General features: G+C 36.9%; 10 protein-coding genes. 2 read left to right on the forward strand and 8 right to left on the reverse strand.

Annotated features, from left to right (window positions below; translation table 11 throughout):
- Positions 1–59: 59 nt before the first annotated feature.
- From uvrA to OO013_RS18915, 4 genes are all read right to left on the reverse strand, one after another.
- On the reverse strand, positions 60–2,933 hold the full coding sequence (uvrA, locus tag OO013_RS18900) for an excinuclease ABC subunit UvrA (protein ID WP_266058578.1): 2,874 nt from the start codon (positions 2,931–2,933) through the stop codon (positions 60–62).
- Positions 2,912–3,874 (reverse strand): lytic transglycosylase domain-containing protein, encoded by a 963-nt coding sequence (locus OO013_RS18905; RefSeq protein WP_266058580.1) that lies wholly within the window; start codon positions 3,872–3,874, stop codon positions 2,912–2,914. Before OO013_RS18905 ends, uvrA begins: the two co-directional genes overlap by 22 nt.
- Positions 3,874–4,602, reverse strand: coding sequence for an LOG family protein (locus tag OO013_RS18910; protein ID WP_266058581.1), 729 nt, complete (start codon positions 4,600–4,602; stop codon positions 3,874–3,876). The genes OO013_RS18905 and OO013_RS18910 overlap by 1 nt, the downstream gene beginning before the upstream one ends.
- An 83-nt stretch (positions 4,603–4,685) precedes the next feature.
- A complete protein-coding gene (locus tag OO013_RS18915; RefSeq protein ID WP_266058582.1) occupies positions 4,686–5,585 on the reverse strand; it encodes a TIGR01777 family oxidoreductase in 900 nt (299 codons plus the stop codon).
- A 13-nt stretch (positions 5,586–5,598) separates the two neighbouring features.
- Between OO013_RS18915 and OO013_RS18920 the strand changes: the two genes are divergently transcribed.
- A complete protein-coding gene (locus tag OO013_RS18920) occupies positions 5,599–6,273 on the forward strand; it encodes a hypothetical protein (RefSeq protein ID WP_266058584.1) in 675 nt (224 codons plus the stop codon).
- Positions 6,274–6,328: 55 nt separating this feature from the next.
- On the opposite strand, the gene OO013_RS18925 is transcribed toward OO013_RS18920, so the two are convergent.
- The 3 genes from OO013_RS18925 to OO013_RS18935 form a co-directional block, all read right to left on the reverse strand.
- Positions 6,329–9,217, reverse strand: coding sequence for a TonB-dependent receptor (locus tag OO013_RS18925; RefSeq protein WP_266058585.1), 2,889 nt, complete (start codon positions 9,215–9,217; stop codon positions 6,329–6,331).
- Between the two features lie 373 nt (positions 9,218–9,590).
- Positions 9,591–11,279 (reverse strand): beta-helix domain-containing protein, encoded by a 1,689-nt coding sequence (locus tag OO013_RS18930; protein WP_266058586.1) that lies wholly within the window; start codon positions 11,277–11,279, stop codon positions 9,591–9,593.
- Between the two features lie 662 nt (positions 11,280–11,941).
- Entirely contained in the window at positions 11,942–13,582 is a 1,641-nt protein-coding gene (locus OO013_RS18935; RefSeq protein WP_266058588.1) for a hypothetical protein, read from the reverse strand.
- A gap of 1,313 nt (positions 13,583–14,895) precedes the next feature.
- Here OO013_RS18935 and OO013_RS18940 point away from each other — a divergent pair.
- Positions 14,896–15,195 (forward strand): GIY-YIG nuclease family protein, encoded by a 300-nt coding sequence (locus tag OO013_RS18940; RefSeq protein WP_266058589.1) that lies wholly within the window; start codon positions 14,896–14,898, stop codon positions 15,193–15,195.
- A gap of 671 nt (positions 15,196–15,866) precedes the next feature.
- Here the strand turns inward: OO013_RS18940 and OO013_RS18945 are convergent.
- Positions 15,867–16,697, reverse strand: coding sequence for a CAP domain-containing protein (locus OO013_RS18945; RefSeq protein ID WP_266058590.1), 831 nt, complete (start codon positions 16,695–16,697; stop codon positions 15,867–15,869).
- Positions 16,698–16,993 lie beyond the last annotated feature (296 nt).

The following is a 16,993-nucleotide window of genomic DNA, read 5'->3' on the forward strand; positions in this document are numbered from 1 at the left end:
GGTTTATATAGTTTAGGATAATTTGTAAAATAACCTTAACTCCAAATATTACCAAGCTATTATTCTAATTCTGCCTTTAAATACTTACCTGTGTAATTATTCGTATTTTTAATGAGATCTTCCGGTGTCCCTTCAAACATAATTTCTCCACCTGCTTCACCACCTTCAGGTCCCAGGTCAATAATATGATCACAAACTTTTATTACATCGAGGTTGTGTTCAATGATCAAAACAGTGTTTCCTTTGTCGACCAGGCGATTTAATACATCGAGCAAATGGCTGATATCCTGAAAATGTAATCCGGTAGTCGGTTCATCTAAAATATAGATCGTTTTCCCGGTGTCTTTTTTTGTAAGTTCAGTAGACAATTTTACCCTTTGCGCTTCTCCTCCGGATAAAGTTGTCGCATGCTGTCCTAAGCTAATGTAACCCAAACCAACTTCTTCAAGTGTTTTAACTTTCCTGGCAATTTTTGGCAGGTGTTCAAAAAATTCAACAGCCTGTTCAACTGTCATGTCAAGTACATCAGCAATCGATTTTCCTTTATATCTGACTTCCAGTGTTTCCCGATTGTATCTTTTACCTTTACAGGTTTCACACTCTACATAGACATCAGGAAGAAAATCCATTTCGATCACCCGCATTCCTCCTCCTTCGCAGGTTTCGCATCTGCCTCCTTTTACATTAAAAGAAAACCTCCCGGGTTTATAGCCGCGAATCTTAGATTCCGGTAATTCAGAAAAAAGAGCTCTGATATCACTAAAAACTCCAGTATAAGTGGCCGGGTTTGACCGAGGAGTACGACCAATAGGTGATTGATCCACCTCAATTACTTTATCAATATTTTCGAGTCCTTCAAGCGATTTATGAGGCATCGCTTTCCTTGAAGAACGGTAGACATAATTATTTAATAAAGGATACAAAGTCTCATGGATCAGAGTTGATTTACCACTTCCTGAAACTCCAGTGATACAGATCATTTTTCCAAGTGGAAGTTTTAGATCAACACCTTTCAGGTTATTGCCCGAAGCTCCAAGTAATGCTAGGTCCTTACCGGTTCCTTCTCTCCTTTTCTCAGGTACTTCAATGGCCTTTTCTCCATTTAAATAATCAGCCGTTTTAGTATTAGATTTGATAAATTCCTCTGGAGTTCCTGCAGCTACAATTTTACCACCATGTCTTCCGGCTCCCGGTCCAATATCAATAATATAGTCCGACTCGAGCATCATATCTTTATCGTGCTCAACCACCATTACAGTATTACCAAGATCTCGAAGATCTTTTAATGCTTTGATCAACTTTACATTATCTCTTTGATGTAGACCAATACTTGGTTCATCAAGAATATAAAGAACACCTGTAAGTTGGGTGCCAATCTGTGTGGCAAGTCTGATTCGTTGAGCCTCTCCTCCGGACAAGGTTTTCAAAGGTCTGTTCAAATGAAGGTAGCTCAATCCCACATCCAGAAGAAAGCCAATTCTTTTCCTGACTTCCTTTAATATCTCCTTACCGATTAGTTTCTGCCTGTCCGTCATTCGCTCTTCCAGGCCATCCATCCATTCCCCTAACCGGCCAATTGAAAGCATCGCCAATTCGGCAATGTTTTTATTATCAATCTTAAAGTGCAGTGATTCTTTTCTGAGCCGCTGCCCTTCACATTCCGGACAAACTGAAACGACCATATAGTCTTTGATCCAGTCCTGGATTTTACTGCTTCCAGTCTCTAATTGTCCTTCAAGGAAAGGAATAATTCCTTCAAACGTAGTGTTCCACTTTGTGCCTGGATATTTCTTTGAATCAACAGCCACCAGTGAATCATCACCATTGAGAATAATCTCTTTCACCTCATCACTGAGGTCCTTAAATGGTGTAGTGATGCTTTGCTTATGTCTTTTAAGAATTGCATTGAGCTTTTTAAATACCCAGATATCCCGATAATCTCCAAGAGGGGCAATGGCTCCCTGCCGAATGCTCAATGAAGGATCGGGTATGATACTTTCTAAAGTGATCTTTTCTATTTGGCCTAATCCATTACAAGTTGGACAAGCACCGTAAGGACTATTAAAAGAAAAGTTATTTGGAGCTGGTTCATCATAAGAAAGACCTGTTTTCGGATCCATTAATGCCTTTGAGAAATGATGTACATCTCCATTTTCATCCAGGATCATCAAAACATCTTTCCCTTGTTGAAGCGAAACTTTAACTGAATCCAGTGTTCTTCTGTCTGCTTCACCCGAAGGTTTTAACCGGTCTACGACAATCTCAATATCGTGAACCTTGTACCGGTCAACCTGCATTTTTGGAGCAACATCCATGAGCTCCCCATCAATCCTTACCGAAGTATATCCGGATTTTCTGATCTGCTGGAACAACTCCCGATAATGACCTTTACGTCCTTTTACTACGGGAGCCAGTAAATATATTTTTTGTCCTTTGAATTTTGAAACGATCTGTTTTACGATCTGGTCCTCGGTCTGCTGAACCATTTTCTCTCCACTTAAATATGAAAAGGCCTCACCTGTCCTGGCGAAGAGCAACCTTAGGAAGTCATAAATTTCTGTTGTTGTACCAACAGTTGATCGTGGATTTTTGGAAGTAGTCTTTTGCTCTATTGAAATAACCGGAGAAAGTCCACTAATCTTATCTACATCGGGTCTTTCCATGCCCCCGATAAATGATCGGGCATAGGCGGAAAAGCTCTCCATGTATCGACGCTGACCTTCCGCATAAATTGTATCAAATGCTAAAGAAGATTTTCCACTACCACTGATCCCGGTTAAAACAACCAGTTTATTTCTTGGGATCTTAACGTCAAAGTTGGTGAGGTTGTGTTCTCTGGCACCAAAAACCTCAATATATTCATGCCCCGTCAGATCGATCGGTTCGTCAGTATTTTTAGATTTCTTTTGCTTTATTTCCGCACCGGTATCCATATATCGTATTGCTCTCCGTCTTTTACTGTTAACTTATCGTCTCTCAACCATTGGTTATACGCTTTAAGAAGCTTATAGTTTATCCCTTGTTTCAGGGAAAACTCTACCAGGTCAGGGATTGTTTCTGTAACAGTCACTTTGCGCATTTCGATCATGCTGTAAAGGTTTTCTTCATCGATCTCAAAACCATAATCGGAAGGACTCTGAAGAAGTTCTTTACAAGCAAGAATCCTGAAAACATAACGGGATGTTTCATCATTCAGCATCAAGTCGTAATAACTATCGACTTTCTGATTTTCCAATGCCCTTTTAATACCTGCAAGCCCACGATTGTAGCTTGCCGCAACAAGTGTCCAGTCACCCAGATCCTCATATGCATTTAGTAAATAATCGCATGCTGCATATGTTGCTTTTATCGGATCGTAGCGTTCATCTACCTGCCTGTTGATCTCAAGGTCATACTCAATTCCTGTAGCTTTCAGAAATTGCCAGAAACCTACAGCCCCGGCAGGAGAAACTACATTTTGAAACCCTGACTCTATTGCGCAAAGGTACTTAAAGTCATCCGGTACTCCTTTCTCCTTTAGTATCTTTTCGATTTGTGGCAACCACCTGTTTGCTCGTTTAAATAAAAAAATCGAGTTGTTGTGCCAATAAGTATTTATATGAATCTCTCTATCAAGACGTTCCCTTACATCAGGGATACCAAGAGGCACCTCCTCGCCGGCAAATTTCAACGAATCCGGCAAGTCGATCATCACCGTTTTTGTCGAATAGACCACAGGCTCACCCGGTTGTGCATTAAAAGGTGATGGTGCCGGGTCATGCTGGTAATCCTGCTTTATTTCCGGAGGCTTACCAAATTCTGCATAAATGATATAAAAAAACAAGGTGAATACCGTGAAAGTATTCAGTGCAAGTAGAAGATTCTTTGTATTCATTAAAAGTTTGGAGACAATAAGTATTTAGAATAAAATTCGTCTATTACTTTAACTGCGTCGTCTACAGTATCAACAATATGAAAAAGATCAAGGTCTTCTTCACTGATATTATTTTCAGCTTGTAACAAGGTATCCTGGATCCAGGTAGCAAGGCCACCCCAGAATGATTTTCCTACTAAAACAATCGGGAAAGCCCCAATTTTCTTAGTCTGGATCAGAGTTAACGCTTCAAAAAATTCATCAAGCGTTCCAAATCCACCCGGCATTACAATAAAACCCTGGGAGTATCTTACAAACATTACCTTTCTAACAAAGAAATAGTCAAAGTTGATAAGCTTATCTCTGTCAATATAAACGTTGTTGAACTGCTCAAACGGGAGGTGAATATTAAGACCTACAGAACGTCCACCTTCAGAATTAGCACCGCGGTTACCGGCCTCCATAATACCCGGGCCACCACCAGTGATCACTCCATAACCATGCCTTACCAGTTTAGCGGCAATATCATGGGCCATCTTATAATATTTGTGATCATCACGGGTTCTTGCTGATCCGAAAACTGAAACACAAGGTCCAATCTTGGCAAGCTTTTCGAAACCTTCGACGAACTCTGACATTACTTTGAATATTACCCATGAGTCCGTACTCTTGATCTCATTCCAATTCTTTTCTTTAAATGCTTTGACAATCCTATGTTCTTCCTCTTTATTTATTTTTTGTTCTTCCATTAGTTTCTTTCCTTTAAATATTAAAGCAACCTTGAATTTAGCATTTTATTTCAAAAAAGATCAACCGATGTAGTAAAATATCTCTATAATAAGTCTTTTAAAGCTTCCTCTACGTTACTGAATTTAAACTTAAACCCTGTTTTTTGAATTTTTTGACTGGAAACTTTTTGACCTCCAAGTAATACCTCTGCCCTTTCCCCAAGCATAGTTTTCAATACGAAACCGGGTACATTTGGCAAAAATAATGGCTTACCCAATACCTTTGCTGCCTTTTTGGTTATCTCCTTATTAGTAACCGGATTTGGAGCTACACCATTGTACACTCCCTTAAGTTCATGATTTTCTAATAAATGAATAAAGATATCAGTCAGATCGTCAATATGGATCCAGCTCATATACTGATCGCCCGAACCTAAAGGTGCCCCGGCATATAATTTGATCGGCTGCACCAATTGAGGCAATGCTCCTCCTTCAGATGCTAACACAATCCCTATCCGCACCTGGGCCAGCCTCGTGTCAGAATCGATCTCCTTTTCTGCCTCCTCCCACTTAACAGTGACATCTGCCAGAAAATCATCTCCCGGATCGTGATCCTCCTCTATTAATTTATCCCCGGTGTCCTTGCCATAATAACCAATTGCCGAGGCACCGATAACAGTTTTGATGTTGTCAAAAAGTGGAACATGCTCAGAGAGAAGTCTCGAACTTTCCGTTCTGCTCTTAAGAATTACTTCTTTCCGACTATCCGTCCAGGCCTCGTCAAAGACTCCTGCCCCGGCTAAATGAATTACAGCATCAGCAGTAGCCAGGGGTGTTGTGTCGATTTCTTTCGTCGACGGAGACCAAAAATATTGCGGAGGGTTGCTATCTTTGTTTTCCGTACGGCTATAAATTGACACCTGGTATCCTTTTTGCAGAAGTTTTTTGGTCAGATTTGAGCCGACAAGTCCGGTTCCTCCGGTTATAACTACATGATTATCCATAAAAATTCTTTATATGTTTTTAAGATACACATTTATGACTCTTTTTGGTATGCTTTGTTTGGTTAGCTCCGGACAAAATGAGCTTTCTTATACAGAAAAAGAGGCTAATATTGATGGAATGAAGTATTTGGGGGCAACATTTGTATTAAAAGGTGATAAAAAAATCATTGAAGAATCTGTAGAAATGGTGGTTCATGACAATGGAAAAAAAGACCGCGTCGACGGATATGAGTTAACCTATTTTGAAACCAGTGGATTTAGTTTTTCAGGTAAAACTATTGCAACATCCGTTGAAAAAGTCGGTGATCGGCTATATACTATTTTTGTTGGCCTGCAAGATGATACTAAGCGAAAAGAAACAGAGAAAATAATATATTCGATTTATAACCAATATCAAACCCTTATTTTTCAAAAAATGCTCAGTAATGCCGAGGAAGCCTCTGAATATGTAAGCAAGGAATACGATAAAACACTAAGAAAGATCGATAATCTGAAAGGTGATATCGAACATAACAAAGTGGAGATCAAACGGCTTCAAAAAATCATCTTAAAGCTAGAGCAGGAAAACCAGGAATACGATTCATTAATCAAAGTAAAAGAGATCGAAGCAGACAGCCTTTATGAGGAAACAGAAGTGATGAAAAAAGCCGTGGACCTGATCAAAGAAGACTTTTTAGAAAAGCAATAAAAAAGGGCAGCTCCACTCGTGGATGCTGCCCCAAAATGAACCCTCAAAAGGTTTTTTAAAAGCTGTATGATACTCCAAGGTTGATATCTGTTCCAACCTGGTAACTTTCATAGATAAAGTCTGTATCCTTGAATTTTTTCTCGTAATTCATATTCAGGATATTCATTGCTTTAAATGAAACTGACCAATGCTCATTAATACTCTTTCTTGAAACAAAGTTCAGAGAAGGTCGAGACTGCTCATAAACATCCGGATCAAGCGGACCAGTGATATATGCTAACCTTTCACCCCAAATATTGAAGCTTAATGTATTGTCCCAATCTAGCTTAGGGCTATAGTGATTTAATGAAAGGTTTATTATATAAGGTGACTGTCCTTGTAAAGGCCTCCAGTCTTCGAAATCTAACTCTTGCTCCTGGTAAGCATCAATTTCTTCCTGACTTTTGTTTATTCTTGAATAAATGTAGCTGAAGTTAGCTCCGAACTTAAAGTTCTCGAATTTCTCACCCAGGAAATCAAGTCTCTTTCTAAATTCGATCTCAGCACCATAAACTGTTGCGTTATCTAAGTTAATCGGCTTAATTTCAGGTGATCCTGAGTTCGGAGAAAGTTGTAAAACAATCGGGTTATTAAAGTTCTTGTAATAGGCTGAAACAGCGAACATTTCACCCGCCTTAGGAAATAATTCATATCGAAGATCGAAGTTATGAATTTTAGTTGCCTGAAGGTTAATATTTCCCTGATAGTTCGGTCTACCAATGATCCCGATAGAATAAACCGGAGAAATTTCTCTTAAATTAGGTCTTGCCAGTGTTTTACCATAAGCAAATCTCAAATTAGCATTTTCAGATAATTTATACTTAGTGTTTACAGATGGTAAGAAATTTATTTGGTTTACTACTCCCCTTCCAGCACTCTCATCTCTACTTACTGTATTTATATCTGTGCTTTCAACTCTTATACCACCAACAAACTGAAAGTTCTTTGATACTTCGATGTCTGCCATTGCATACCCTGAAATAATAGTTTCTTCACCAGTATAAAAGTTAGGTATGAATGATCTGTTTCTGAAATAATTACCAAAACCGTAAGAGCTTGTTCCATTAGACGAAGGCGAATCAACGACACCATAGTTACTATTGTCAAAGAATGCTTCTAAATCTCCACTAGCACCATTAAAAGTTAAATAAGATGGGTTCAGCTGATTTGGAGTCGGGTTAACCTGCTCGTAGAAATAATCTTCAAATACACGGTCTTTCTTAGAGTACCAACCGCCTACTTTAAATTTATGATTAAACCCTGCAAAAGGTTTTAATTCAATATCAAGCTTAGCAGTATTTTGAACATCATCTAAATATCTAAAAATATGAGATGGTAAATAACCAATTTCTGATGCTCCCATGAAATATACATCTTCACCGTCCACAATATCTTTTGCATAAGCAAAGATTTTCATATCAGGAAGATCTTGTTTTACATTGATTCGGCCAACAGACCAGTCAATCTTAAGTTCTTTAAACTCATTAAAATAATGTTTACCTCTTAATTGTACATTGCTTAATGTTCTTTCCTTGAAGGAGGTCAAGGTTGAAGTAAAGTAAGGTTTAGTAACACTAGACCACGTGCCATCATTAATAGTGGCAGAAGATTCTCCTACATGATTATAAATCACGTCAAGGTTTATTTCATTTGTAGGATTGAACTGATAAGATAATCCCGCCAAAGCACCAACTGATGCTTTATCAGTTCCTGTTCGTGTCACATAGTTTTGCTCTTCGATTGGTCCTACCTCCGCGTCAACAGTATTATAATAACCTGCCTGGCCACTACCTACATAATCAAATGATCTATCGTAAAATAAGCCGATGTTATACCCAAGCTTTTTCTCTCCCAGACCTAGCTGATCTCCGAAAGATACATTAAGGCCATGATTCAGAGAAGAGCTTCCTGTGGTTGGTAAAAAATTACCACCAAGGGATTTTGCAGACTGATCTATCAGATTTCGCTGTGATTCATTTTCAGGGTTTCTACCTTGAATAGATAAATTGATAGCATCTCTCAGTTCATAGTTATTATCTACAACTACATCAGGTCTGTCACGCGTTCCGTCATCAAAACCTAACCAATCTGTGCTACCCTTGTTTCCATCAGAAATAAAGCTATCATTAAAGCTACTCTGAGTATTATATCCCATGCTTAATCCTACATTTAAGTAAAATTCTTCAGGCATACTTTTAGTTGAAATATTTACAGCTCCTCCTGTGAAATTACCTGGAAGATCAGGAGTAAAAGTCTTTTGAGTAACGATATTCATTACCATATCCGAAGGAATCATATCCATACTAGTTGAGTTTCTGTAAGGATCTGCAGATGGCATTGGTATACCGTTTAATAAGGAAATCGAGTATCTGTCCCCCAGACCTCTCATTACTACATATTTACCATCTTCGATAGAGGCTCCGGTAACTTGTTTCATCGATTCAGCAGCATTGGATGCTCCAAGATTTTTGATTTCCTGAGAAGAAATACCATCCTGTACACCAACAGCTTTTCTTTGCATAGAAAGTAATGCTGCCTCGTTGTTTTTAATTTGCTTTGCAACAACAACAACTTCTTCCATTTGCTGAACATCTGATGCCAGAGCTACAGATATCTCCGTGTTTTGACCGTCTTTGATTTCAACACCCTCAATTGTTTTCTTTTGATAAGAAACGTATGAAATCTCAACATTATACGTTCCTGCAGGAATGTTTTTAATAGAATAATTACCATAAATATCAGTAACCATTCCTTTTGAAATTGATGGAATGTAAACTGTGGCACCGATCAGCTCTTCGCCAGTCTCGCCATCTGTAATCATTCCACTCATACTACCATTCTGTGCATGGGCTGCAAATGCCCCTGTTACGAATAATAAGAAAAATAATACCTTTGAGTAATTCATTTCATTTTTAATTTTGATACTGCAAAGATATGCTGTCAATATAACGGACTGTTTACCTCGTTTTTATCAATTTGTTAACGCAATAAGAAACATTGTAAGAAGGGATTAACAATGCGTTAACATAAGAGGGGAAACTCATTAACAGGTTGAAAATCAATAATGAGAACAGCAAGGTAAATTTTATCCTTCAATGTAAAAACAAGGCTTTTTTTTGATTGCAATAGGCTTTCTCAATATAAATTTTGGCAAAATCTTATTCTGACAAACACGTAACATTTGTTTAACATAATTATACCTGTTGGCAAGGGGTTTGGGAAATAAAAAAAGGTCACCTCTGGATGAGATGACCTTTGTTGAAAAGTGTGAGTTTATATTACTCAGTTACATATCCGAATTTTGATAATGTTGACCATCCGCTTAACCAGGTTGGTTCTCCAGCGGAAAAAGCTCCACGGTAATTTACTGCTTCGATACCATTTGGAACATTAGTAATTACATTAGTATCATTTGTTGCAGGCCTTGGATCGAGTACCACATCATCAGCAGATACAGTCCCTCTGTTAAGACTTGTAATAGCCAGATCATTAGTAATTGTATTGTTATTATCTGCTAATTCAGCAACAACATCTGTTATTAATGCTCCATCATCCTCCGAAGCCAAAACAACTGACTCAACCGTTCCGTCATAGTTTCCAAACTGACTCCATGTATTATTTAATACTTCAGTTCTGTAGCCTTGTACTTCAGTAGTTAGCCTGCCATAAGAATCCACATCAGTATCTGTTCTGTCTTCAATTTCAATAGCGTAAGAAGGGAAGTCAACAAAAACAGAATTAACCAACTTACCTCCAAAAGCATCTCTCATTAATATCGCTTTTCCTCCTTGTGGTGCATCCTGACCAGGCCCAACTGCAGTGTAGTTGTAAACATTAGGAGCGGCAAAAAGATCAGCGCCATCCGGACTAGCCCCGTCCCACTCACCTGCGTGATCAAATCCATCAGCATCAGATCTAAAAAGAGAGAATAAAAACTGGGCATTACCTCTCCAACCAAGGTCAAAGTCAAAATCATCATCAGTTGAAAATGCTACAGAAATGTGTTTGATATTAACTGTGCCACCGAAGATTTCGATTCCATCATCAGCAGTAGAGAATATATCGATGTAATCAATTGTTGTTCCTGCTCCAACACCTCCAAGAGTCAATCCTTGAATTTCATCACCAACGGCAAGACCAATACCGGTATATCGTATTGAAACATACTTCAAAATACCAGAATTATCATCCGGGTTATTACCACCATATTGTCCTCTTGTTTCTTCAGAAGATATCCCTTCAATTGCTATACCCTGGGTCACTCCTCCTTTTGATGCAGGAGCATTACCTAATATGATTAAACCACCCCACTGAGCATTGTCAGTAGCCAGGTAAGTTGTGCCTGAATCATCATCATTTTGCGCTGTAAAAATGATTGGATCAGTGGCTGTCCCTTCCGCAAAGATTTGAGCTCCTGCTGCAATAATTAATGAAGAAGTATTATCTCCTGTAGTTGGAGATCCAACAAATTTAACCATTGTACCAGCAGGAATATTGATAGAAGACCCTTCTTCTATATATACAAGACCATCGAATAAATAGTCTTCTGTCGCTACTAAATAATAATCAAACGCACCGAAGAAATCAGCATCAGTATAAGTACCGCTATTATAGGTAACCGTGCCATCATTTGTAACATATACTTCAAAAGCCTGAGTAGAGCCACTTTCAGAAGTCACTTCATAGGTCACCCAGCCAGTAGAAAAATCAACAGCCTGTCCAGACTCTGGAGTAACTGTTGCTCCTTCTGAAACTTCAAGGTTTACCATGATATTAGTTAGATCAGTACCTGCCGGAACTTCAACAATATATCTATTTCCAGAACTTACAGATGTTCCTCCACTAACTGACAAAGAAGTGATCTCATTGCTAGTTTGTTTTGGTGTTTCATCCTCACTACAAGATTGTAGTGTTAAAAAGCCTGCTATAAGTGCAAATGCAAGGATTGAATTGAGTAATTTTTTCATTTCGTTTTTTCCGATTTTGTGTTTTTTCTAAAATCTGGAGCAAACTTCGATATATAATGTTAAGTCATTTAGTTTCGCTGTTTAAGTATTTATTAAATGGTGAAAGTCAATGTTAACTTAAGTTTATGTTGATGGAGGAATAAACTGGCATTCAGAGGTGTTAGCAAAAGACCTCATTAGTCTATTTAAGGCAGTTACCAACACTCTAGTCGTCATATCGAACAGTGAACATTTCAATAAACTCTAGCATATAAATAGTGAATTGCACTTATCATATTGCTTCATGAGGAAATATCGTGAGATATCTGCCTGTATTGTGTAGTATCGTACCTATACTTAATATCTTCCTCCGATTACCACAGATTTCTCACTTACTGACTGCGCTCTCGCTTATCAGTAAATGCGTTTGAAAAGACGAGTAATTTGGGGTTTGAGTGTTTTTATGAGGCTAAATTATAGGGGTTTTGACTTTGAAATTTTCTATTTGTTCCAGGCACTTTTCAAAACTCTGATCGTCATTCCGAATCCCTTGTGGTGAGGAATCTGAAAGTGTAAAGCAGCATAGCCGGTTAATTATATAATCTATCAATCCTAAAAACGAAAAAGCCTCCTGAAATAATCTGGAGACTTTCATATATATTCTTAACTGTCAAGAAAGATTATCAAGGTTTTAAAAAAACAGGTCCCGTAGATTGAGTTGGGGCTTTAAATTTGACTTTTATTAGCGCTTCATCATTTGGATAAAAATTGTACAGAAACCATTCAGTAGAGCTTGCTTGTGACGATCCATTAGGCACAAAAAATAGTTTTAAATCTTGCCATTTATATAAAATATGGTCAGTTCTTTTACCGTTCATATCAATTTCAATAATCGAAGTGCAAAACCGCTTTCGTCCCATTATTGCTTTATTCGAATCATCCCTTTCAGTTTGTAAGTCTTTCATATCCATCTTCAAACCTAAAAAGAGCTTACTCCCTACGATTGCCAGGTCGTAACTTCCATGCTCAAGTTCTTTTTGATCTTTTTGAATTTTTCGAACCCAATCAAGGCTACCCTCAGCATTAAAATTAAAAACATAAATGTCGCCAAAATGGTGACTTGTGGCTGTAGTAGTTAAACCCTGGGAATTGTCCATCATGGTGTTGTTATAATAACTTTCTGCGATAATGGTAAACCCGCCATCCGATTTTGGAATAACATCACCGATGTATAAGTAATCAAGCTCGACAGATTTATCTTTTTCGACTTTATTATCTATCCTCTGTTGGGCATCATTTGATTTCCCTTCCTTAGCAGCAATTACTGCTACATCTTCAAAAGACTTCGTTTCGATTTGCTTGGTTTTAGCATTGACCTTTAAATAGAACAACCCTTTTGCACTTAATGATGCGTCTTCAGAATAAAACCCGGTGCATATTACATTCTCATTATCACCGACAGTGATATTCATATTATTGAAAAACTTACCTTCTACTTCAATAGGGTAATCAATCTGGGTTTTGCCTTGCTGGTAAAAACTATACAATTGGAAGTTATAGTTGGCTTCACCATCCTTTTTTTCTTTTGCCCGGCCAGTCCAGTTTTTAGAATCATAAATTTTACCTAACAATTGAACATTACCATAATTGTCTAATAATAAATCTTCAGTACTAAATAACGCCGACTCAACAGGGATGGTAACATCTTTTCTCCAGAGCTGTTGCATTTCACTATCGATGACTTGCAAAGAGAAATTCTCCTTCTCATCTTTTTTATAAGGCAACTCTGTATAAACTAATAATTGTTTATTATCTGTGGATTTTTTAATAATGAAAGGATCATAATAGGAAAGGTCTCCATCATAATCCAATTCAATTATTGTGCTTTCACCTGACTCAGGGACGAGGCTCTTTTTGTTTATTTTCTTAGCAGCCAACTTCCAATTCTTTGACCCGGAATCCTGATAACTATAAATTACATAGATATTGTTGTTGACCTGAGTCACCTTTTCTATGGTAAGTCTTGAGCCCTGAACTTTTAGTCTTGTGGTTTCAGACTTTAATGATTTAAGCTGGGAATCAAATTTGGTTAATTCGAATTTATCGTAGGGAAACTTTATTTCCCCGGAAAAATTAAAATCGGCTACCGTTTTTAGCACAATAATGTTTTGTCCATCATAGCCCAAAACTTCTTTTTGGCGCATGCCTTTTCGCATTTTATCTGTAGCTCCAATACGAACCTCAAAAGGAGTTTTTTCTTGTTGAGCATGTGATGAATACGATAGACTTATGAAAATGAAAAATAGTTGAAATATTCTTTTCATCGTTAAAAAAATAAGTGTTTAAAAATAGTTGATATGTCCTGATAATTATTCGACAGCCAAAAATAAGGAAATTTAGTGAGCCGACAAGGCTTTTTGAGTGAGTTAATACGTCAGCCTGAGTGAATAGAATAATACTCAGGACTTTACTTAATCTTATAAACCTTCTCCGATTGCCACAGATTTCTCACATTCTGATTTCGCTCTCGCTCATCAGTAAATACATTCGAAAAGACGAAAATATTGGAGTTTTGAGTGTTTTTATGAGGCTAAATTATAGGGATTTTGACTTTGGCAATTATCTATAAAAATAAGGCAGGGACCAGCCCTCTAATCGTCATATCGAACAGTGAATATTTCAAAAAACTCTTGCATTTAAATAGTGAATTGCACTTATCATATTGCTTCATGAGGAAATATCGTGAGATATCTGTCTGTATTGTGTAGTATCGTACCTATACTTAATATCTTCCTCCGATTGCCACAGATTTCTCACATACTGGCTGTGCTCCCGATTATCAGTATATACGTTCGAAAAGACGAGTAATTTGGGGTTTGGGTGTTTTCATGAGGCTAAATTATAGGGGTTTTGACTTTGGCAATTATCTATAAAAATAAGGCAGGGACTAGCCCTCTAATCGTCATATCGAACAGTGAACATTTGAAAAAACTTTAGCATATAAATAGTGAATTGCAATTATCATATTGCTTCATAAGGATATATCGTGAGATATCTGTCTGTAATATGTAGTTTCGAACCTATATTAAATATCTTCCTCCGATTGATACAGATTTCTCACTTACTGACTGCGCTCTCGCTCATCAGTAAATACATTCGAAAAGACGAAAATATTGGAGTTTTGGGTGTTTTTATGAGGCTAAATTATAGAGATTTTGACTTTGGGAATTATCTATCTAAATAAGGCAGGGGCCAGCCCTCTAATCGTCATATCGAACAGTGAACATTTCAAAAAATCTAACATATAAATAGTGTATTGCAATTATCATATTGCTTCATAAGGATATATCGTGAGATATCTGTCTGTAATATGTAGTTTCGAACCTATATTAAATATCTTCCTCCGATTGATACAGATTTCTCACTTACTGACTGCGCTCTCGCTCATCAGTAAATACGTTCGAAAAGACGAGTATTTTGGGATTTGGGTGTTTTTTGAGAGGCGAGCATTTTAAATCTGAAAAATATGACCAGCTTATCCCTTTTCCTAAACTTTAAATGCAAAAATCATTCAACCAGAGCTTGAAAAACTAATTATAACTTATAGATTTAGAGCGCTTATTAACTATACATACAAATGACAAGAGGCGGTTCTGTCTACATCTTGACCAACAAAAACCATACAGTCTTATATATTGGAGTTACTAGTAATCTTTTCAATAGAATATCTGAACATCGGTCTGGTGTTTATAATACTAGCTTTACCAAACGCTACAATTTAGAACTACTGATATATTTTGAAAATTTTTCTTCAATTGAAGAGGCTATAAACAGAGAAAAAGAAATTAAAAAATGGAGCAGAAAGAAAAAAGAAAAGTTAATTAACAGGAAGAATCCGCTATGGAATGATCTTTCTTGTGATATTTCCGAATATTAAAATACTTACTATCTATTTAAAGCAGCAACCAAGACTCTCAGCGTCATCTCGACGATAGGAGAGATCTGTCTGTGATATGCAGTATCGAACTTATACTTAATATCCAATCATCTTATCAATCCTAGCACTGAAGACTAGTATCAGCATTTTCAATTCAGACAAATTATCGGCAGGCTAAAAGACATCAACCACCTGGACGAGGAAGAAAGAAAATGTGTGCTCTTTAACCTGGATTATGCATTAGAAATCGTGATGAGATTTTAAAACACAAAGAAAGAGACACTTATATTGATGAGGCATAGCACCGCTATGGTGATTCAATAAACTCGTGTTAAGTGGCTCTTTCAAAGAGTTTTATAGTCGGAATAGATTCTCTATTGCATATTTCAGGTTTAGTCTGGATGCTATCCTTCGTGATGCTAAAACCCGTAAGGCTTATGCGACTAAATAAGAAAAGCCTCCAGTTATTAGCTGAAGGCTTTAGTTATATTTTTATAAAATCTTGTTAATTTTTTTTAATCCTGTAAATCCTGGTTCCAATTTATCGGCACGCGTTTTACTGAAAAAGTAACGCGCGCCAGACGGAGTCAAACTAGATTGGTCCAAGTTCAAACTTGAACCAGTGGTAGACCTACTAGGTTTGCACACGTATGTTCTTGGACCAGTTGGGATTAAAAATCAAAAAAATCAACTTTATAGTTAAAATTTTTTATTCGACCATCTATTACAACGTTTTTTATTCTTACGGTGATTTCCGAATTCAATAATTTTTTCTTATCCATACTCTTAAGTTCCCAAACAATTGTTGGGTCATTCCCTGGCTTATATGGCAAAAGTTTAATATCAATTTTAATACCCTTATCATCATTGAGAATGACCTCTACATCAGAAAAGTCAACTGTATGATGTTTTGGTATTCCAAATGACCAACGATCAAAAACTAAATCTATTTCATTGTAACCTGAAATTGGATAGGCTATAAATTCTGGCAATATTTTTTCTTGAATACTTTTTATATTTGAATGATAAATTACTTCTGAACCAGAAGTTGCTCCATATCCCATATCCCCTGAAGTGGAATTTAAAATACTTCTTCTATGACCAACATCTATATTATTATCCCCATCATCCTGAATAAATCCTGTTATAAATGTAATAGGATTGTTATAGCCAAAATGTACTAATCCTAGACTTGAATTTTGACAGGCTTTTGCAGCTTCATTACTGTAACATTCCCATGTCTTGGGAGGAAAATGGTTTATGCGATTATTCTTTTTAATTAAAAATGCTGCTTCTTGTGCTAAATGATTATATTCTTCATTTAAATTAATGGGGTATAAGCCACTTAATGTTCTAAAATAATTAATTCTTAACAAGGCTTTTTTCTTTATTATAGAAGGAATGTGGCCTTCTTTACAACTAGAAATATCACCTTTCCACTTTGGCCAATCTACAACTGTTCCTAAATACTCTTTTCTATATTTTTCTTTTGCTTCTACCAAGGTATTTGAGCCTAAATAATTTAGTCTGTGAAATCTACAAGATACTGTTAAAACTATTAGGCTATAAAAAAAAATTAGAATCTTTTTATTGATTTTCATTATTCTGTGTTCCTTCCAGTATTATTTTCCCAGTAACATTAACATTTTGATCGCCTCCACCTTCGAATTCCCCCCCTGGCGCATTCTATGATAAAAGTAAAGTAATTTCTTAATTATTTATGCCGCGAATTTAAAGGTATTTATGTAGGGTGTTTGTCTATTAATAACGGCAAATACTCTACTTAATAGCTTACACC

The organism is Mangrovivirga halotolerans (genome assembly GCF_026241165.1).
Lineage (GTDB): Bacteria > Bacteroidota > Bacteroidia > Cytophagales > Cyclobacteriaceae > Mangrovivirga > Mangrovivirga halotolerans.